The organism is Ruegeria sp. BB6 (assembly GCF_056539385.1).
The window spans coordinates 100856-121163 of sequence record NZ_JBQFUW010000003.1; the positions used below are offsets into that span (position 1 = coordinate 100856).

Here is a 20308-nt window from a genome sequence, read left to right on the forward strand (position 1 = left end):
ATCTCCTATTTCGGCTCTAACATTGGGGTTTGGGCCACCTGACTGCCAATATCTGGCAGGATGGGCGCGGCGTTGATCAGGGTTCGGGTATAGGGATGCTGCGGATCAGAAAAGACCTGCTCGGTCTCACCCTGCTCAACAATTTTACCGGCCTGCATCACCATAACGCGGTCGGTTATCGTTCTGACAACGCTGAGATCGTGGCTGATGAACAAATAGGTCAGGTCATACGCCGCGCAAAGCTCGGCCAGAAGGTCGAGGATTTGCGCGCGTACGGACACGTCGAGCGCCGAAACCGCCTCGTCAAACAGGATCAACTCGGGCCGGATGATCAAGGCGCGGGCAATGGCAATGCGCTGCCGCTGACCGCCGGAGAATTCGTGGATGTACTTATCGGCATCTTTGGGGCTGAGGCCCACGGCACTTAGCATTTCGGCGATCAAGTCCTGACGCTCGGTCCCTTTGGGGGGAGTGTCCAATACGTGAAACGGCTCTGTTATCAACCGCGCGACCCGGTGACGGGGGTTGAAACTGCCGTAAGGGTCCTGGAACACCACCTGCATTTTTCGCCGAACGGCTGGGTTGGGCTTGTGGCCCGCAAAAACGGGTTCTCCGTCCAGTCGGATTTCCCCGGCCTGAACCTCCTCTAGCCCCAATATTGCCCTTGTTAGGGTCGATTTTCCGCACCCAGACTCGCCGACCAACCCCAAACGCTCGCCACGATTGAGGGTGAAACTGACCTGATCGACGGCGCGGTGATGACCGGGTGCATTGAACAAGCCTTTCCGGGGAAGGCGGTAGTCGCGGACGACCTGCGCAACCTCCAGCAACGGGCGCGGGCTTATCGTGTCGGGCAGGGAAACCTTGTGGCCAGACGCCTCGAACAGCATGCGCGTGTAGGGGTGCTGCATGTTGCGCAATAGGTTTTCCGTGGCCCCTTCTTCAACAACTTCGCCGTGACGCATAACGACGATCTTGTCGGCCAGATCCGCCACAACCGCCAGATCATGGGTGATCATCAGCAGACCCATGCCATACTCGCTGACCAACCCCCTAAGCAGATCGAGGATTTGCGCCTGCGTGGTGACATCCAGCGCTGTCGTGGGCTCATCCGCGATCAACAGCGTTGGGCGCAGTGCAATGGCCATGGCGATCACGACGCGCTGGCGCTGACCGCCCGACAACTCGTGCGGATAGCGGGTCAGGGGGAACCGATCAGGCGGCAGGCCCACGCGGGTCAGAACCTCCTCGGCGCGTTCGCGGGCTTGCGGGCAGGGCATCGCCTTGTGGATCAGGATTGTCTCCATCACCTGATCCCCGATGGTCTTGACCGGGTTCAGAGCGGTCATCGGCTCTTGAAACACCATTCCGATCGAGGCACCGCGCAGGGCGCACATGTCCGCCTCGGGGCGGGTCAGCAGGTCAAGACCGTTCAGCCGGATCGCGCCCTGCGTTTGCGCCCCGTTTGGCAGCAGGTTCATGACGGACAGGGCCGTCATGGACTTGCCCGAGCCGCTTTCACCCGTGACGGCCACGATCTGACCCGGGTCAATGGACAGGCTGACCTGTTTCAGGATTTCAACCCCGTGGATCGACAGGGACAGGTTCTTGATGTCCAGCAAGCTCATGCGCGCGCCACCCTTATCCGCGGATCCAGCCAATCACGTAGGCCGTCCCCCAAAAGGTTCAGGCCCAGCACGGTCACGATAATCGCAAACCCCGGAATCAGAGCCAAATGCGGGGCAAAACTGACCATTGTCTGTGCGTCGGCCAGCATCCGACCCCAACTGGGCGTTGGCGGTTGCGCCCCCAGGCCGACATAAGACAGGCCCGCCTCGGCCAGTATCCCAAGCGAGAACTGAATGGTCCCCTGAACGATCAGCAAATTGGCGACATTGGGCAGGATGTGTTCGGCTGATATCCGGGCCGCGCCCTTGCCCGACACGCGCGCGGCGAGGATGAACTCACGCTCCCACAGGGACAGCGCCGCGCCGCGAGTGATGCGGGCGAAGACGGGGATGTTGAAAATGCCAATCGCTATGATCGCGTTGACCGCTCCGGCCCCGAACACGGCGGTGATCAGGATCGCGATGACCAGTGAGGGAAACGCAAATACCAAATCGTTGCCGCGCATGATTAGCTCATCCAGCCACGATCCTTTGCGCGCTGCTGCCGCCAATCCAAGCGGCACGCCAAGCGCCATACCGATTCCCACCGCGACCAAGGCCACTGCAATCGACGTTCGGGCTCCGACCATGATCATGGAAAACATGTCACGGCCAAAATGATCCGTTCCGAACCAATGCTGCGCATTTGGCGGTTGCAGCTTGTCCGGGATGCTCAGCGCCGCATAGTCGTAGGGTGTCCAGACAAACGAGACCAACGCCGCCAGAACAACCAGCGACGACAAAGCCGCGCCAAGGATCAGGTTGCGGCTCATGTCCGGCTCCTCAGGCGGGGATCGACGGCGGCATAGGCCAGATCGACCAGAAAGTTCACGGTGATGACTGCAAACACCAGCAGCATGACCACCGATTCCACCACGATCAGGTCCCGGGCAGAGATCGCCTGAAACACCAGCCGCCCGAGGCCCGGAAGGTAGAACACCTGTTCGATGATGATCGAACCGGCCAGCAGGAAAGAAAATTGCAACCCGATAATCGTCAGCACCGGAATCAGCGCGTTGCGCACGCCATGCCTCCACAATGCCTGTCGGCGCGATAACCCCTTGGCACGCGCCGTCCGCATGAAGTCTTCGCCCAGAATATCCAGCAAGGATGACCGCATCACCCGCGCGAGAATCGCCGCTTGCGGTAGGGCCAGCGCGATGGCGGGCAGGGTCAGGGAATGCAGGCCAATCCAGAACCCGGTGTCCCACCCTGCGAACCCTCCGGCGTTAAACCAGCGCAGGTTGATGGCGAAGATCAGCACCAGCATCATCGCGAACCAGAAATTGGGGACCGCGATGCCCAGTTGCGTCGCGCCCATCACGGTCAAATCCCCCGGCTTGCCCCGGCGCGCGGCGGCGTAGATACCAGCGGGAAAGGCGATCAGGGTCGACAGGGTCAGCGCGTATAACGCCAAGGGCAGCGACACCCACAACCGATCTGCGATCATCTGTGAAACCGGTGTGCGATATGTGTACGAGGTTCCGAAATCCCCCACCAGCATCCCGCCAACCCAGCTAAAGTACCGCTGAAGTTTCGAGCCATCCAACCCAAGTTCTTCACGCAGCGCGGCCAGCGTGTCCTCTTGCGCGTTGACGCCCAGCATAAAGGACGCGGGATCGCCGGGGGCAACCTCGATCACCGCAAAAATGACCACCGAGGCCACAGCCAGGCTGATCATCAGAGACATCAGACGTTTCAAAGCATAACGGAGCATTGAAGCCACGTTAGGGTCACATATGGCGCGGGTCCAGCACCTAAGGTATCAGAAGATAGGCAAAAACCGCGTAACCGACGATGGCCGCATAGCCCAGCGGGTAAATCCACTTGATCGCATAATTGTCCAGTTTGCGCGCACCGTTTTCCCGACCTGATACTTTCAGCTTTCGCAGGGCCACGTTGAACACGATCAAAGCCCCGGTCATCAGGAACATGCACTGCAGAACGAAATCCAGGAAGGTCAGGTATCCCAGCTTGGGCAGATCGGCCGAGATTGCCCAGTTAAAGGCCACAAACACCAAAAGGTTGCCTCCGGCGATTTCGATCCGCCTGCGGTATTCGTCCAGAAAGAACAGCGCCCAGCCGACCGTGATCAGCACCAGCATCGGCAGGAAAACACGGATCACATAGTAGGTCAGGTGACGGCTGCCTTCAAAAACCAGCGCAATCTGATCACTTTCCTGCCCCGACAGTCCCGGAACCGTCGATACTTCGACACGGGCATTTCCAAGAACCCATTCTTCCTCGCCCAGCATGTCGCCCAGGCCCGAGTGGTCCTCAAGTGGATAGTAGGACACGTAGTCCGAGGGAAAGATCGAGACGACTTCAAAGAAGAAATCCTGCGTGTCGAACGGGTATTTGCGAAAATCGAAATGCGGAGCCTGCAACGTCAGATTGGACTTCTCGACATAGACCACCCGACCGTCATACCGCAGCGAGGCGGCGGACTCGTGTATCCACTTGTTGGATTGCTGGTTGTGAATGACAAAGGCGGGCAGCACGGCCCCGATATTTGCCGCATGGTCGGCAAGGGCAGGCGGACTAAAAACCCTGATATCACGACCCAATGCCTGTTGATCAAAGGCTAATGCGGGGTCCGTCCATTCCACGCGCAACACAACAACCGCGCCGTAATTCTCGGCCTTCTGATCGACGCTGGTGATCTGGTCGATCCAGATGCCGATGCCAACCTGCAGTGGGTTTTCCGGCGTGCCCGCCAGCGCATCCAATCGCCCCCCAAGCGCGTTTTGCGCCTGAACCTGACCGAGAGACGAAAAGGTCAGAAACGCGGTCGCAACAAATAGGCAGAATATGCGAAATACCGTCATAGCAAGGCTTTTTCGGCAATTGCAGTTTACCGGGGCCGCCTATTGCGGCCCCGAAGCGATTACTCGGACCAACTGATCGCCGTCAGGTCAATGGCGGCCGTTGGCGCGTTTTCCCACAGACCCTGAACCCCGGCTTTGGCGACGCCGAGTTTGGCAAGCTGGAAAAGGTATCCGTTGACATAGTCATTTGAGATCAGGCGCTGAGCTTCACCCAGCAGCTTTTTACGCGCATCCGGATCAGTGGTGCCGTTCAGAGTCTCCATCAATGTCTGGAAGTCGACGCTGTCATACTGGAAATAGTAGTCAGGCCGCGCATAGATACCGATGTCCATCGGCTCGGTATGGCTGACAATCGTCAGGCCAAAATCCTTACCCTTGAACACGGATTCCAGCCATTGCGCCCATTCCACGTTGATGATTTCCGCCTGTATTCCAACTTCGGCCAGTTGGGCGGCGATGATCTCTCCGCCACGGCGCGCGTAGGAAGGGGGCGGCAGGTGCAAAGTGGTTTCAAACCCGTCTGCGTACCCAGCCTCAGCCAACATCTGTGCCGCCATCTTCGGGTCGTATGCCGAGTTGCCCGTCAGATCGACATAGGCCGGGTTGTGCGGAGCAAAATGAGTTCCAATCGGCGTTCCGTAGCCAAACATGGCTCCGTCGATTATGGCCTGCCGGTCAATCGCATGAGCCATTGCCTGCCGCACCAAAATGTCATCGAAGGGTGGCTGCTTGTTGTTGGTCGAAAGGATGGTCTCACCTTCGGTTGATCCAACGAGCACCTGAAACCGCGGGTCGGCCTCGAACTGAGGCAAATTTTCAGGCGCTGGGAAGTTGTCAAACACATCCACATCTTCGGCCATCATCGCGGCAAAGGCGGCGGTGGGGTCCGAAATGAATTTGAATGTGGCAGTCTCAAGCGCTGGTTGTTCGCCCCAATAATCCGGGTTGCGGTTCAGCGTGATGCTGTCGCCCTGAACCCATTCGCCAAAGGTAAATGCGCCAGTTCCGACAGGGTTGGTCTTGATATTATCGATACTCTCGGGGGCCACGATCACCGCGTCACCCCAAGCCAGATTGAACAGAAAGTTCCCGTTCGGAGCCGACAGCGTGACCTTAACGGTCAGGGGGTCCACGACCTCGACGCTTTCGATGCCGGCAAACAGGGCTTTTTGCGCGTTGGCGCTGTCTTCGGCGGTGGCGCGATCAAGGGTGAACTTGACGTCTTCGGCATCCATCGCCGTGCCATCATGAAACGTAACCCCGTCATGCAGCTTGAAGGTGTAAACCGTGCCGTCCTCGGAAATCTCCCAGCTTTCGGCCAGGCCGGGCACGACAGAGCCATCCCCCATGAACCGCGTCAGACCTTCAAATATATTCGTGTACACAACCGAATCGATAGCCTGCGCCGCGGCGCTGGTCGGGTCCAGATGCGGTGGTTCCAGTTGCATGGCGATGGTTATGTCGGACTTGGCCAAACCCTGCGTCGCGAACAGGCTGACGCCCACCGCAAGGGCCGAGGCGAAGGACCGAAACATCTGCTTTGTCATAGAAATAACTCCCCACTGAATATCCGCGGCCCCGTATTTTTTCGGGCCTTTCCAAGACCAATGTCACTTTAAACCTTAGGTCAATCAAGGGATTGTTGGCGCAACCGGGGTTTCTTAGCCCGTGTCCGATCTGCTATGCCGCGCTGCAACATGAATCCCGGAGGAGCGATCATGAGCGCCACCGCCCGCAAAAAGGCACCAAACGCAGAGGATATCCGCGCCCGCAAAGGGGGCGAACCTCTGGTCAGCCTGACCGCCTATACCACGCCGATGGCACGGCTGATGGATGACCATTGCGACTTTGTTCTGGTGGGCGACAGCGTCGGTATGGTGCTGCACGGTCTGGAATCGACCCTTGGGGTGACGATGGAGATGATGATCCTGCATGGTCAGGCCGTCGCGCGCGGTTTGAACAACGCGATGATGGTCATTGATATGCCTTTCGCCAGTTACGAGCATTCGCCAAACGAAGCTTTCCGCAACGCTGCCCGCCTGATGGCTGAAACGGGCGCGGGCGCGGTCAAGTTGGAGGGCGGCGTCGAGATGGCGGAAACCATCCGCTTTCTGGTCAAACGTGGCATCCCGGTGATGGCGCATATCGGCCTGACGCCGCAATCCATCAACACGCTGGGCGGCTACAAGGTGCAAGGCCGGGACGACCAGGCCGAAGCGGTGCTGGCCGATGCCCGCGCCGTTGCCGAAGCAGGCGCGTTTTCCGTTGTGCTTGAAAAAGTTCCACAACGGCTGGCCGACCGAATTACGGCTGAAATCGCAATCCCCACGATCGGCATCGGTGCCTCTGCCGGGTGCGACGGTCAGATTCTGGTGGTGGATGACATGGTCGGCTTTTTCACCGCATTCAAACCAAAATTCGTCAAACGCTATGCCGAGCTTGGCCCGCTGGCGGAATCGGCCATCGCTGAATACGCCGCCGACGTCCGTGCGCGGGCTTTTCCGGCCGAAGAACACGTGTTCTCAGATCAGGCTCCGGCCAAAGGACAAACTAAATGACTGCCCCAATACTGCACCGCCTGACGGATCTGCGCGCTTTGACAACTCAATGGCACAATGATGGTGAAACGATCGGCGTCGTACCCACGATGGGCGCACTGCATCAGGGGCATCTGTCGCTGGTCGCGGCGGCCAAAGCGGGCTCGGACCGGGTGATCGTGACCATTTTCGTGAACCCCAAACAATTCAACAATCCCGAGGATCTAGCCAAGTATCCGCGCACCGAAAACGAGGACGCGCAGAAACTGGTCCCTTACGGCGTCGACGCGATCTACGTGCCCGAGCCCGAGGAAATCTATCCTCAGGGATTCGCCACCACCGTTTCCGTCGCAGGCCTGACCAATGTGATGGAAGGCGAGTTCCGTCCCGGCCATTTCGATGGCGTGGCCACCGTGGTCGCCAAACTGTTTCTGCAAACGCAGGCGGATCGCGCGTATTTCGGGGAAAAAGACTATCAACAACTGATGGTCGTGCGCCGCATGGCACGTGATCTGGACATTCCGGTCGACGTGATCGGCTGCCCCACGGTTCGCGAACCCTCGGGGCTGGCGATGTCGTCGCGCAATCTGCGCCTATCACCGGAAGGGTTGGACATTGCCGCCAACAAACACCGGATCATGCGCGACCTTGCTAAGGAATTGGCCGATGGTGCGCAATTTGACACTTTGGGCGCTCGGGCCGAAACCGAACTGCTGGCCGCGGGGTTTACGCAGGTCGAATATATTCAGCTACGCTGCGCCGAAACGCTTGAGCCCTTGACCCATGCATCACGCCCGGCGCGCCTGTTTGCAGCAGCCTGGGCGGACGGTGTTCGGTTGATCGACAATATTCCTGTCTGATCGCTCTGGTAGGTTCGTAACCGTTTGCGCTAAAGTCCCGCAAAACGAAACGGGAGGGACGCAGGCGTGACCTTTATTCTTGCCATTGATCAGGGCACTACATCATCGCGGGCCATTTTGTTCGACGCGGATATGCAACGCGTGGACACCGCTCAGCATGAGTTCACGCAGCACTTTCCGCAGGAAGGCTGGGTCGAACACGACCCCGAGGAAATCTGGGACAGCGTTCTTCGCGTCTGCCGCGAAGTGATGGACAGTGCCGGTGTGACGCCGGATCAGATCGCAGGGATCGGGATCACCAATCAGCGCGAAACAACCGTCGTATGGGATCGCGCCACGGGCAAGCCGATCCACAATGCCATCGTCTGGCAAGACCGCCGCACCGCCGAGATATGCGCCCGTTACAAACAAGCTGGATGCGAAGACGATATCACCGTCCAGACTGGTCTGCTGCTGGACCCGTATTTCTCGGGAACCAAGGTCAAATGGTTGCTGGATACCGTGCCGGGTGCGCGGGACAAGGCCGAAGCCGGAGAGCTGATGTTCGGCACCATCGACTGTTTCCTGATCTGGCACCTGACCGAAGGCCGCAGCCACGCCACCGACGCCACCAACGCCGCCCGAACCCTGCTGTTTGACATACACAGGGGCGAATGGAGCGCCGAGATTTGTGATCTGCTGGATGTTCCGATGAATATGCTGCCCGAGGTGCACGACTGCGCCTCGGACTTTGGAACAACAACCCTGTTGGGCGGCGAGATTCCCATTCTGGGCGTTGCAGGTGATCAGCAGGCCGCGACGATCGGGCAGGCGTGTTTCAAACCGGGCATGATGAAATCCACCTATGGCACCGGGTGCTTTGCGCTTTTGAACACCGGGTCACAGCCGGTGGAATCCAAGAACCGCTTGCTGACAACCATCGCGTATCAGTTGAACGGTCAACGCACTTACGCTCTGGAGGGGTCAATCTTTGTTGCCGGTGCCGCCGTGCAGTGGCTGCGCGACGCGTTGCAGATCATCGAGTCTGCAGCCGAAAGCGGTGAGCTTGCGCTGCAGGCGGACCCAAACCAGAACGTCGTGCTGGTGCCTGCCTTCACGGGGCTGGGTGCGCCCTACTGGAAACCGGATTGCCGGGGTGCTGTTTTTGGTCTGACGCGCAACTCTGGTCGCGCCGAATTTGCACGCGCCACACTTGAAAGCATCGCCTACCAAACGCGCGACCTATGGCACGCCATGCAAGGGGACTGGGGCCAAGACACCAAAGTCACACTGCGCGTGGACGGCGGGGCCAGCGCATCGGACTGGGCCATGCAGGGTCTGGCTGACTATCTTGGCGCAGCGGTCGACCGCCCTGTCATGCAGGAAACGACGGCGCTGGGTGCTGCGTGGCTGGCCGGAATGCGTGCGGGTATTTACCCAAAACAGCATGAATTCTCAGAAACTTGGGAGCTGGACCGCAGATTTGAACCCGAACTGTCCGAGGAAGAAAGGGATGCCGCTTACGCCCGCTGGCAGCGCGCAGTTTCCGCAGCAATGGCATTCTAAGGCAGCAGAAGGGTCAACTGTGATCCTTCAGCAGCCGCTGCTTTTGACGTGACCAGTCGCGCTTGGCCTGCGTTTCGCGCTTGTCGTGGGTCTTTTTACCCTTGGCGATACCGATCTTAATTTTCGCGCGGCCCTTGTGATTGAAATACAGAACCAGCGGCACCAGCGTCATGCCCTTGCGCTGAGTCGCGTTCCACAGGTTCGACAGATCTTTGCGCGATACCAGCAGCTTGCGACGGCGGCGTTCCTCGTGCTTGAAGACTTTGGCCTGCTCGTAAGGCGCAATGTAGCTGTTGATCAGCCATAACTCTCCGTCGTCGACCGACGCATAGCTTTCCGCGATATTCGATCCGCCAGAGCGAAGCGATTTGACCTCGGACCCCTCCAGCACGATGCCGCACTCGATATCTTCCTCGATCGCGTAATCGAAGCGCGCACGCCGGTTTTCGGCGATCACTTTGTAATTCGGGTCTGTCTTCTGCTTGGCCATGACGCGTTGATTTAGGCGGCTTGGCCGGACCTTGCAAGCCCAGAGCGGCTTGCGATCGTTCTGGACGGTAAGACGTCGCCTCTGCCTATCGCCTTATCCGAAAACTCGTCCAAGGTGAAACGCCAACCCAAAAAAGCGCTCAGGACTTGGCCGAGATGATCAGATCGGGGCCAAATATGGTGTCAGCGTGGTTGTGAAGATATATCTTCAGCCACGGCGTGAACCGGGCCGGATGGCGCTGAACCTCTGCCAGAAGATCGTGATAATCGATCCATCGGGTGTCCATCACTTCGTCTGGATTGGGCTCTACTTTCAACGGGCCGCGGACATGGGCCAGAAAAATATCGACCACCTCATGTTCGATCATGTTGTTGCCGACATCCGCGTGATATTCCAGCCGGTGCCGGTACTCGGGGTATAGCCCGGTGATCCCCAGTTCTTCACGCAGACGACGAACAGCACATTCCGAGGGCGTCTCACCCCAGTCGGGATGGGTGCAACATGTGTTGGCCCAAAGGCCGGGTGTGTGGTACTTGCCCATCGCCCGACGCTGCAGCAGAATTTCTGTCCCTCGGACGACAAAGACAGATACCGCCTTGTGCCGCAGTCCTTTTTCGTGCGCCTCGAGCTTGTCCACAGGGGTCAACTCGCCATCAACCCAGGCCGGGATCATGATTCCCATTTGGTGTCTCCTGCTGCCGATCCCTCTGAACGGCCGGGTTTCATATTCTGGCCGTGACCGGACCGACTTGGCTTTGCGGCTCCATGCGCGGGGCGCATGTTGAACCGCGCAAAACCAAGGTGGCGCTGATCCATCTGGTTATCAACCGCACGAAAGGCCGCAGGTGCTGCGGCCTTTTGGTTTCTTACAGGTTGCCCGGTTTCAGACGTTATTCACCCGAAACGCTGACGATATAGGCGTAAACGTCCTCGGCGCCCGACTTCAATCTGAACGTCATCTTGGACTTTGCAGACGTTTCATCCAAATAGGATTTCAGGAATGCCTTGGGGTCCTGCGCGTACTCGACAAAGGTCGTTTCGTCCCAGACCAGACCCTTTTCACCTGCGGCAACAAGGCTGTCACCGTATTTGAACCCGTCGACAGTGCCCGCTGTGCGGCCCGCGATACCATAAAGGTTCGGACCGGTTTTGCCGCCTTTGACAATCACTTCTCCTGCAGGGTCGGCGATCAGGTGGCATGACTTGCACTTGTTAAACGCCTTTTTGCCTGCTTCTGCGTCGCCTTCAGCATAAGCGGGGATGGCCAGCAGACCCATAATTGCGGTGGCGAGGATGCGATTCATTGCTTTGCTCCGATACAAATTGGCTGTTCCGAATGGAACCCTGCACAGGCACAGAGTCAACGCGCAGATTGCCGCGTACGAAGGTCGGATTTCGCTTGCGTCACGAGGTGGAATCGTCCTGGCCATTGTGCTCGGACCAGCACGGCAAAAGGTCTCCTGGCGCGGGCGTCGCCAGATAAACGGCGCGGGCGATTGCGCGCGCCAGGCAGATCGAAGCCGCATGACCTATCATACCCAACTCGGAAGGATCATGGCCAATCTCGCGCGATCCAGTGCTAACCCCAAATACCAAATCGCCGTCCCCTGGCGTATGCGCCGGAACGATGGCCCGTGAGATACCGTCATGCGCGGCTACGGCCATACGCTGACATTGTGTCTTGGACAGAGCGGCATCCGTCGCGACGATCGCGATCGTCGTGTTCGCGTCTTCTGGCGAGGCCGGATGCATGGCTTGCGCCTTGCGGCTGAGAACTGCCCGCCCCAGACCCGAGGAGCTGTCAGGGCCGCACCCGCCGAATTCATCCTCGATTTCAAAGGGAGCGGCCCAGAAATGCCGCTCGCCCGGCGTGGTGACACTGCCCAAGGGGTTCGCAGCGACCAAGGCACCCACGGTCACACCGCAGGACAACACAAGCGAGGCTGATCCCAATCCACCTTTATGCATCGCTGCCAGCGCCCCGGTTCCTGCACCGACACTTCCCAGTTTGAACTGTTCTGCGGCGACTTGAAATGCGCGTTGTCCCAATCCTCGGTACGGATTTTCAGCCCATGTTTTTTCGCCGCCGTTCAGCAGGTCAAACAAGATTGCGCCGGGTACGATGGGGACGACGGCGCGACCCACCTGGAACCCGCGTCCTTGCGCGTGCAGCATGTCCGAAACGCCGGAACAAGCGTCCAGACCAAAGGCCGAGCCACCGGACAGAACAATCGCATCCACCCTGTCCACGGATTTGTCCGCAGCCAGCAGATCAGTCTCGCGCGTGCCCGGTGCGCCGCCCATGACATGAACTGACGCTGTAAACGGCGACTCGGCGGTTAAGACGGTCGCGCCGGATTTCAGGGTATGATCCTGCACGTTGCCGACCAAAAGGCCGGGGACATCGGTGATCAGGTTCTTTGGTCCAGGGGTCATGTGTTTCTTTGACGTTCAGGCCAGTAAGCGCGCAAGCGCGCTGCCTCCGGCGGGGATATTTTTAGCCAGATGAAGCGCGGATCAGATACAGCGGCCACCGTCGACCTCCAAAGCGGTACCGGTGATCATGCTGGCCTCGTCCGAGCACAGGAAACACGCTGCGTTTGCCATGTCTTCCGGTGTGGAAAACCGGCCCAGCGGTATCGTTGACAGAAACTTGGCGCGTTTTTCGGGCGTGTCCTCGCCCATGAAGGATTTCAGCAGGGGCGTTTCCCCCGCGACCGGGCAGATCGCGTTGACACGCACGCCTGAGGGCGCAAGTTCCACAGCCATCGTTTTCGTTGCAGTGATCATCCATCCCTTTGACGCGTTATACCAGTTCAGGTTCGGTCGCGGTGATAATCCGGCGGTCGAGGCTACGTTCAATATCGCGCCTTGCTGTCGCGTCTTCATTTGCGGAACAAAGGCGCGAGCGGTCAGGTAGACTGACTTCATATTCACGCGGTAGACCCTGTCAAAGTCGTCCTCGGCCACATCCTCGAGCGGGGTCGGCAGATGCGTAACACCCGCGTTGTTCACCAAGATGTCCAGATGCCCGAATGTATCTGCCACAGTGTCCGCCATTGCCTTAACGGACGCGCCATCAGCCACATCGACCTGTTGCGCGCTGGCCTGCGCCCCGAGTGACGCAGCCATGTCATGGGCTGCTTCGCCGTTGATATCAGCGATCATCACGCGCGCGCCTTCGGACAGGAACTTTTGGACGATACCTGCCCCAAACCCCGAGGCACCGCCGGTCACGATAGCGGTTTTTCCTTCTAGCCTCATAACCTTGCCTCCCAGTCGTCTTTGCGCGCCAGAGTAGCAAGGCACCGCGAACTTTCCAGATTAATCTTCCGACACCCGACCCCGCAGCGCCTTAACGTCAGAGCGTGCCTTTTTCGCTGCCAGTCGCCGTTTCACCGAACCGTAAGTGGGTTTTGTCGCGATACGCCGTTTCGGTTTCACAAGCGCGCGCGCGATCAGTTCTGCCAACCGAGCGCGGGCAATCTCTCGATTGCGCGCCTGCGATCGAGTTTCCTCGCATTGAATGATGATTGCGCCATCCTTGGTCCACCGACGCCCGGCCAGCCGTTTCAGTCGGTTTTTGACTGGATCAGGCAACGAGGGCGAGCGCGCCGCCTCGAACCGCAGTTCAACCGCAGTTGAAACCTTGTTCACGTTTTGCCCACCGGGACCGGATGAGCGGACGAAGCTCTCGGTCATTTCCCAGTCTTGCAGGATTATTTCGTCGGTAATGCGCAACATGGGGCGGACCTTAACGGGCGGACACGAAAACAGAAAGGGCCGCCCCGATGGGACGGCCCTACGAAAGTTCAGGAGGTGGGTCGGTTAGATCAATCGACCAGCCGAAGCGAGCGCTCCGCCAAGGGCTGCCTTAACAGGCGATCCCCCCGGTTGTTCCGACACCTCTCTCCAATCTCTTTCTCGACACTGGATCACCTCCTTATCTATCTGTTGCGGTTGATAAGGATGGTGACACAAGATGCGCCATTCTCAAAGCACTTTTTACGCGGGCTGCGCGGACAACCGCGCAACGATCACTTTGAACGGGATCAGTGCGATCAGCGCCAGCGACAGTTTCACCAGCCAATCAGCAAAGGCCAGCGTGACCCACAGCGGCGCCATCGGCCCCGACAGCATGAAGGGCACCGGTTCCCACGCCCAGTTGATCGCGGCATCGGCATCTGCGCCGAAGAAGGTGACCGAGGCTGAGAAGGCCAGGGTGAAGAAGATCGCGGTGTCCAGCGCAGATCCGACCAACGTCGAGACCAGCGGCGCGCGCCACCAGCGACCGCCGCGCAGCGAATTGAACACGGTGACGTCGGTCAGTTGGGCGATCAGAAAGGCAGTGCCCGAAGCCACGGCGATGCGCAATGGCACGGCGGCATAGGTAAAGCCGTCGCCTTGCAGCATGATCTGGCTGCCGATCAGCGAACAGATGATGCCGGTGACAAAACCAGCGAATACGACCTTGCGGGCCGGACCCACGCCATAGACGCGGTTCATGATGTCAGTGACCAGAAAGGCCAGAGGATAGGTGAAAGCACCCCAGGTCAACAGACCGTCCAGGATGAGGAACTGGACCAGGATGTTCGAGGCCACAACAATGGTGGCCATGGCAAGAATGCCGGGTAGATAGCTGCGTTGCATTTTCAGATGCCCGTTTTGACAAGGTAGCGGCGACTTGGCCAAGGGACCGTCCCAAGGCAAGCCGCGCTTCTAGACGCTTGATCGGTGGCTGTCAATCAGGCAGCAGGTATTCCACCAGTTCGGTGCGCTGCAGCGCGAGGAAGTTGTCATCTGACACCATAGTGGCGCGCAGGCGGTCTTGATCGTCGCGCCAGATCGACAAGCCTTCGAGGTTGTCATGCTTGCCCGCGCCAGTCGTGAACAACACCTCTTCTCTGGTTGGCATGTCAGCTTCAATCTGCCACCGGCGCAGGCGTGAGCGGAACCCTGTCACAAACACCGAACGCTCCAGAACGTAGAGACGCCCGTCAGGGCCGAAATCGGCGGAAACAGGCAGGAACTTTCCCCTTTGCGGCAAAACAAATGGCGTCGACCAACCTTGCCCGTCCCAGCGATAGACCGGTATGTCCCCGTCCTCGGTCCGGCTTTTTTCAGTCAGTGTAAACAGCCGCCCCTGACCGTCGATCGCCAGTCCCTCGAACGCGCCGTTAAGACTCAGCTGATCCCACGCTTCTGGGCGGGGCAGCACATGCGCCTTTGATCCGGGGGCCGAATAATGAGCGACGCGATGCACGCCTTCAAAAGAGATGTAATAGCTGCCGTCGGCGATGGTCGCCAGCCCTTCGGAATCTCCGGCGATGCCGGACAATCGCTGGCCGGTGCTGGACAGAACTGGCCAATGTCCCGTGATCTCAACACCTGCGATACCATCGCCCTTGCGCTCGATTTCGGCGTGCACAAGCCGCGCCCTGTCACTCAGCGCGATCAGATGCCGACCATTATCCGAGAGGTGGAGAGCGGAAAATCCACCGAACCACTCATCCAGATGGTGCCAGGCAAAGGTCCCATGTTCCGAGGCCGATTTGACTTCGACTGCCCAGATGGGTCCCGCCAGAAACAGCGCGGCTATCAGTTGGATTGTAAAACGGTGGTACATTGTTGGGGCAGGTCCGCCATACGATATTCTCTACGCTTTTTGGGTGCAGGTGCATTTGGGTCGGGAGGCGGCGGGTTCAGGATGTTGTTCACCCACTGCTGCGCTTCGGCGCACCCGTCACCCTTGGGCGGTGGGTCCTGATTGACGCACCCTCTGGATCCGCGTGGGCAGGCAAGCCGCACGTGGAAATGGTAGTGATGTCCCCACCATGGCCGGATCTTGCGCAGGTAGGCCCTGTTGCCTTTTTCCTCTTTGCACATCTGCACCTTCGCACCGGGAAAGACGAATATTCGGGCAACCCGTTTATCCTTGGCCGCTTCACGCAGAACGGCGTGATGCTGCTTGGTCCAGTTGCCATTGACGAACGCCCCGTTTGCACGGCGCAGGGAAATGGACGAGATATTCTCACGCGCCTTTCGGCTGAGCCGCATGTCATTGCCCGGAAGCATCCAGATATCGATATCTAGACCCAGTTGATGCGACCGGTGCCCCGATGTCATCGGCCCGCCCCGAGGCTGGCTGATATCCCCGATATAGAGACCATTCCACCCCGGTTGCTTGGCCGCAAACCGGCTGAGGTCTTGCACATAGTCAATCGCCACCGGGTGCCCCCAGTTGCGGTTGCGCGACAGGCGCATGGCCTGCCATGTCGGGCCTGTTTCGGGCAACTGCACCGACCCGGCAGCGCATCCGCGCGAATAACTGCCGAAAGCGGCGGGTTTTTGTTGTGAACTTTGCTTTTGAGCTCCGAATAATTGCTTGGCCAGGGGTTGCGCCCCTGCGGAGCCTGCCAGTGTGATTAAGGCCAAAATCGCCAAAAAACGCTGTAATATCATCTGCTCTGATCCCCTTCCGGTTTCACCCAGCGCATCAGTATTAGACCCAGAATAAACAACAGAATGATCGGTGACACCCCCAGACGCGCGCTGCCGGTCACGGTTGTGGCAATCCCGATCAATAGAGGTGCGGCAAAGGCCGTAGCGCGACCCGACAAGCCATAGAGACCAAAGCTTTCCACCGGGGTTTTGGGATCGGTGTGACGCACCATCATTGACCGGCTGGCCGACTGCAAAATGCCGCCCATGCCGCCAATCAGGATGCCGCAGGCAAAGAACACAAGATCCGGCAGTCCCGATCCCTCGGGCAAAGCAATGCCGAAAACCTGTGTCCGGTCCATGGAAACGATCGTGACACAAACCAGGATCAGAACCCAGATACTGACCAGAATGACCGGTTTAGGGCCGTTTTTCTTGTCCAGCTTCCCGCCTACCCACGAAAAGGCGGCGGCGGCCAGAACGCTGACGATCCCAAAGACGCCGATCTTGATGAGGTCCCATTCCAGCACCAGCCGGGCATAGACACCGCCAAAACTGTACAACCCATTCAGCGCATCGCGGTAGAACATGGACGATCCCAGATAGCTGGCAAGACTGAGCCGGTGCCGCAAGTTGGAAATCGAGTGTGCCAGCAGGCCCAGCGCGTCGCTGACCGAGCCGCGTTTCTTGGCAGATGAATCGTCTCGCACCCACAGGAAATACGGCACCATAAACAGGATAAACCATCCCGCAGTGAACGGACCGACGAACCGGGTGCCCTGCTGCTGCGCTGCATCCAACCCAAAAGCGGGGTCCAGTCCGATCAGCGTTTTGCCGTTGGCCTGCTCGACAAACAGCAACAGCATGATCGCCAACGAGATCAGCCCTCCGAAATAACCGAAGGCAAAGCCCGAGCCGGAAATTTCACCCACTTCCTTGTCATCGCCCAGATCGGGCAACTGCGAGTTTATGAAGATCAGCGCATATTCCGCGCCGACAAATCCAAGACCAAAGGCCGACAGCATCAGCCACATGTTTGAACCATCCGGCAGCGTGTACCACAGCGCCGCAGACCCCACGACATACATGACGGAAAACCCGAAGATCCACGGAATGCGCCGCCCTGACACATCTGCCATCGCGCCCAAAAGCGGCGCACCAAAGGCGATGATCAGCCCGGTGATGGTCAGGCAGTTCGCCCAAACCGTCTGCGCCCGTGCAGCCGCAGCTTGTGAGTCCAGTCCGGTTCCTGCGAAATACCCCGCAGCAACCCCGGCGAAATAGGGTCCAAAGACGAAGGTGACCAGAAGGCTGTGATATGGCTGCGTCGCCCAGTCGAAAAACCACCAGCCCCAGATGCGCTTGCGCTTGGAAATCTCTGCCATGACCGCCCCTGTTCTTGTTATTTTTCATAAGACGGGGCTTTGGACGGTTTCGCAAGCGTTCTGTTGGCGCAGACTTGCTCTTTGGAGCGTGGGCGCTTACGTCTCGTCTGACGCAAATACCGGAGGCCCCATGCTGTCACTGATCCAAATCCTGCTGCTGATCCTGGACATTGTCTGGTTCATCATTCTGGCCCATGTGATCATGAGCTGGCTGATCAACTTTCAGGTTCTCAACCTGCACCAGCAGTTGGTGGCGCAAATCTGGTTTGGCCTGAACCGGATACTCGAACCCATCTACGGCCCGATCCGCCGGGTTCTGCCGAATATGGGCGGTCTGGACCTGACGCCTCTGGTCGTTCTGGTCGGCGTCTATGCGCTGCGGATCATCCTGATCAACAATATGGTCTATTTCGTCTGACCTCTTGTTCACCGAATCTTAGTATGTGATTGTCCTGCCCTAAGAGCAGACAAACCTAAAAACAGGGCAATCCCCACATGTTCGACGCCGCGCCCCTGCTGCGAGATGTCTTTGGATTCGACGACTTCCGACCGGGTCAGGAGGAGATCGTCGATGCCGTGACTGTGGGCGAGAACGTGCTGGCCATCATGCCCACGGGCGGCGGAAAATCCCTGTGCTTTCAACTGCCTGCCCTGTTGCGCGATGGCCTGACGGTGGTGATTTCACCACTGATCGCCCTGATGCGCGATCAAGTGCGCGGGTTGCAAGAGGCCGGGGTCGAAGCTGGCGCTCTGACTTCTGGCAACACTCCTGCAGAAACCGACGCGGTGTGGGAGGCGCTGGAGGCCGGGCGGCTCAAGCTGCTCTATATGGCGCCCGAACGTCTGGCCGCCGGGTCCGCGCTGGGGATGCTGCGGCGGATCAATGTCAGCCTGATCGCCGTGGACGAGGCGCATTGCGTCAGCCAATGGGGTCACGATTTTCGCCCGGATTACCTGCGGATCGGAGAGCTGCGGCGCGCGTTGAACGTGCCCTTGGCCGCCTTCACCGCCACAGCGGATGCGGAAACGCAGGATGAGATCGTCGAGAAACTGTTCGACGGCACCGCGCCCCGCAAATTCCTGCGCGGGTTTGACCGACCCAACATCCATCTGGCCTTTGCCGCCAAGGACGGGCCACGCAAACAAATCCTCGATTTCGCCGCCGCGCGCAAAGGGCAATCTGGCATCGTCTATTGCGGCACCCGCAATAAGACCGAAGTGCTGGCCCAAGCCCTACGCGCCGAGGGGCACGTCGCCTGCCACTATCACGGCGGCATGGACCCCGAAGATCGCCGCATCGTCGAAACCCGCTTTGCGCGTGAGGACGGGCTGATCGTCGTCGCCACCGTTGCTTTTGGCATGGGGATCGACAAACCCGATATCCGCTGGGTCGCCCACGCTGACCTGCCCAAATCCATCGAGGCTTATTATCAGGAAATCGGGCGCGCCGGGCGCGATGGCGGCCCGGCCGAGACACTAACCTTGTTCGGCCCCGACGACATCCGCCTGCGCCGCTCGCAAATCGACGAAGGGCTGGCCCCGGCTGAGCGTCGCATGGCCGACCATGCCCGTCTGAACGCTCTGCTTGGATTGGCCGAGGCGCTGGCCTGCCGCCGCCAGACCCTGCTGGGCTATTTCGGCGAACAGGCCTCGCCTTGCGGCAAATGCGATCTGTGCGACACCCCGCCCGAGGTGTTCGACGGCACCACGCCGGTTCGCATGGCCCTGTCCGCCATCCTGCGCACCGAAGAATGGTTCGGGTCGGGCCATCTGATCGACATCCTGCTGGCCAATGAAACCGACAAGGTCCGCGCGCGACGCCATGATGCTCTGTCCACATGGGGCATCGGCAAGGACTGGTCCCGCCCACAGTGGCAAGCGATTTTCCGGCAGATGATGGGGCACGATCTGGTGCGCCCCGACCCTGACCGCTACGGCGCGTTGCGCATGACCGAGGCCGCCAAGCCCATCCTGAAAGGCGAGGCGCAGATCAACTTGCGCAAGGACACGATCCGCAAAGCCACCCGCCGCTCCGCCGTCAAAGCGATGGTGGCCGAAGAAGACGCGCCGTTGCTGTCGGCGCTCAAGGCCAAGCGTCGTGCACTGGCGGAATCGCAACGGGTGCCTGCCTATGTCATTTTCCCCGACCGCACCCTGATCGAGATGGCGGAAACCCGCCCCATGACTCTGGACGACATGGCCCGGATCGGCGGTGTGGGGGCGAAAAAACTGGAACGCTATGGCGATACGTTCCTCGAGGTCATCACCGGAGAGGTTGAGGCAGTACATCCCGCCCGCCGCAAACTGGCGGGTCGCGAACAGGGTGACATCTACGATCAACTGCTGGCCGTGCAGAGCGATCTTGCACGTGGGCCCGAGGGGATCGACAAGCCGCTGACCTGCTCGGCCGCGCAACTGGCCAAGGTCGCGCAACTGCGCCCCGGCGATCAGCGCGGGCTGGAACAGGTGCTGGGGGATCGTCGGCACGAAAGGTTTGGGGCCGCTTTTCTGGACGTGCTGGAACAGGCGGGCTAGGTACGCACTATAAGGCAAGG

General features: G+C 59.4%; 20 protein-coding genes. 5 read left to right on the top strand and 15 right to left on the bottom strand.

What is annotated here, in order from left to right; genetic code table 11:
• Positions 1-5: 5 nt before the first annotated feature.
• Genes ACR0B7_RS09155 through ACR0B7_RS09175 form a run of 5 tightly spaced genes read right to left on the bottom strand, consistent with a single transcriptional unit; the run spans position 6 to position 6042 of the window.
• Entirely contained in the window at positions 6-1628 is a 1623-nt protein-coding gene (locus ACR0B7_RS09155) for a dipeptide ABC transporter ATP-binding protein (protein WP_170483511.1), read from the bottom strand.
• Complete coding sequence (locus ACR0B7_RS09160; RefSeq protein ID WP_170387805.1) at positions 1625-2440, bottom strand: ABC transporter permease; 816 nt, start codon at positions 2438-2440, stop codon at positions 1625-1627. The genes ACR0B7_RS09155 and ACR0B7_RS09160 overlap by 4 nt, the downstream gene beginning before the upstream one ends.
• Positions 2437-3384: an ABC transporter permease gene (locus ACR0B7_RS09165; RefSeq protein ID WP_170483509.1), complete on the bottom strand. Its 948-nt coding sequence runs from the start codon at positions 3382-3384 to the stop codon at positions 2437-2439. Before ACR0B7_RS09165 ends, ACR0B7_RS09160 begins: the two co-directional genes overlap by 4 nt.
• Before the next feature lie 40 nt (positions 3385-3424).
• A complete protein-coding gene (locus ACR0B7_RS09170) occupies positions 3425-4495 on the bottom strand; it encodes a ligand-gated ion channel (protein ID WP_170569827.1) in 1071 nt (356 codons plus the stop codon).
• Between the two features lie 59 nt (positions 4496-4554).
• Positions 4555-6042 carry an ABC transporter substrate-binding protein gene (locus ACR0B7_RS09175; RefSeq protein WP_170483506.1) on the bottom strand — a complete coding sequence of 496 codons (1488 nt, stop codon included), beginning with the start codon at positions 6040-6042 and terminating at the stop codon, positions 4555-4557.
• Positions 6043-6213: 171 nt separating this feature from the next.
• Here ACR0B7_RS09175 and panB point away from each other — a divergent pair, with 171 nt between their 5' ends.
• The 3 genes from panB to glpK all read left to right on the top strand — a co-directional run bounded on the left by panB (position 6214) and on the right by glpK (position 9437).
• Positions 6214-7053, top strand: a complete 840-nt coding sequence (panB, locus tag ACR0B7_RS09180; protein ID WP_170483504.1) for a 3-methyl-2-oxobutanoate hydroxymethyltransferase — start codon at positions 6214-6216, stop codon at positions 7051-7053.
• Positions 7050-7892, top strand: a complete 843-nt coding sequence (gene panC / locus ACR0B7_RS09185) for a pantoate--beta-alanine ligase (protein ID WP_170483502.1) — start codon at positions 7050-7052, stop codon at positions 7890-7892. The genes panB and panC overlap by 4 nt, the downstream gene beginning before the upstream one ends.
• 66 nt (positions 7893-7958) lie before the next feature.
• Positions 7959-9437 (top strand): glycerol kinase GlpK, encoded by a 1479-nt coding sequence (glpK, locus tag ACR0B7_RS09190; protein ID WP_170483500.1) that lies wholly within the window; start codon positions 7959-7961, stop codon positions 9435-9437.
• A 13-nt stretch (positions 9438-9450) separates the two neighbouring features.
• Here glpK and smpB read toward each other — a convergent pair whose 3' ends face one another.
• The 10 genes from smpB to ACR0B7_RS09240 form a co-directional block, all read right to left on the bottom strand.
• A complete protein-coding gene (smpB, locus tag ACR0B7_RS09195) occupies positions 9451-9927 on the bottom strand; it encodes an SsrA-binding protein SmpB (RefSeq protein ID WP_170483498.1) in 477 nt (158 codons plus the stop codon).
• A gap of 139 nt (positions 9928-10066) precedes the next feature.
• On the bottom strand, positions 10067-10609 hold the full coding sequence (idi, locus tag ACR0B7_RS09200; RefSeq protein WP_170387821.1) for an isopentenyl-diphosphate Delta-isomerase: 543 nt from the start codon (positions 10607-10609) through the stop codon (positions 10067-10069).
• A 208-nt stretch (positions 10610-10817) separates the two neighbouring features.
• On the bottom strand, positions 10818-11231 hold the full coding sequence (locus ACR0B7_RS09205) for a cytochrome c family protein (protein WP_170483496.1): 414 nt from the start codon (positions 11229-11231) through the stop codon (positions 10818-10820).
• Between the two features lie 100 nt (positions 11232-11331).
• Positions 11332-12363, bottom strand: a complete 1032-nt coding sequence (locus ACR0B7_RS09210; RefSeq protein WP_170483494.1) for a P1 family peptidase — start codon at positions 12361-12363, stop codon at positions 11332-11334.
• 81 nt (positions 12364-12444) lie between these two features.
• Positions 12445-13191 (bottom strand): SDR family oxidoreductase, encoded by a 747-nt coding sequence (locus ACR0B7_RS09215; protein WP_170483492.1) that lies wholly within the window; start codon positions 13189-13191, stop codon positions 12445-12447.
• A 60-nt stretch (positions 13192-13251) separates the two neighbouring features.
• Entirely contained in the window at positions 13252-13671 is a 420-nt protein-coding gene (gene arfB / locus ACR0B7_RS09220) for an alternative ribosome rescue aminoacyl-tRNA hydrolase ArfB (protein ID WP_170483490.1), read from the bottom strand.
• 261 nt (positions 13672-13932) lie between these two features.
• Complete coding sequence (locus ACR0B7_RS09225; RefSeq protein ID WP_170387832.1) at positions 13933-14577, bottom strand: queuosine precursor transporter; 645 nt, start codon at positions 14575-14577, stop codon at positions 13933-13935.
• 91 nt (positions 14578-14668) lie between these two features.
• Positions 14669-15553: an esterase-like activity of phytase family protein gene (locus tag ACR0B7_RS09230; protein ID WP_170483487.1), complete on the bottom strand. Its 885-nt coding sequence runs from the start codon at positions 15551-15553 to the stop codon at positions 14669-14671.
• Positions 15526-16389, bottom strand: a complete 864-nt coding sequence (mepA, locus tag ACR0B7_RS09235) for a penicillin-insensitive murein endopeptidase (protein ID WP_170387836.1) — start codon at positions 16387-16389, stop codon at positions 15526-15528. The genes ACR0B7_RS09230 and mepA overlap by 28 nt, the downstream gene beginning before the upstream one ends.
• Entirely contained in the window at positions 16386-17753 is a 1368-nt protein-coding gene (locus tag ACR0B7_RS09240) for an MFS transporter (protein ID WP_170412284.1), read from the bottom strand. Before ACR0B7_RS09240 ends, mepA begins: the two co-directional genes overlap by 4 nt.
• Before the next feature lie 130 nt (positions 17754-17883).
• Here ACR0B7_RS09240 and ACR0B7_RS09245 point away from each other — a divergent pair, with 130 nt between their 5' ends.
• Positions 17884-18171 carry a YggT family protein gene (locus ACR0B7_RS09245; RefSeq protein ID WP_170387840.1) on the top strand — a complete coding sequence of 96 codons (288 nt, stop codon included), beginning with the start codon at positions 17884-17886 and terminating at the stop codon, positions 18169-18171.
• Between the two features lie 77 nt (positions 18172-18248).
• Positions 18249-20288 carry a DNA helicase RecQ gene (gene recQ, locus ACR0B7_RS09250; RefSeq protein WP_170576744.1) on the top strand — a complete coding sequence of 680 codons (2040 nt, stop codon included), beginning with the start codon at positions 18249-18251 and terminating at the stop codon, positions 20286-20288.
• Positions 20289-20308: the final 20 nt, after the last annotated feature.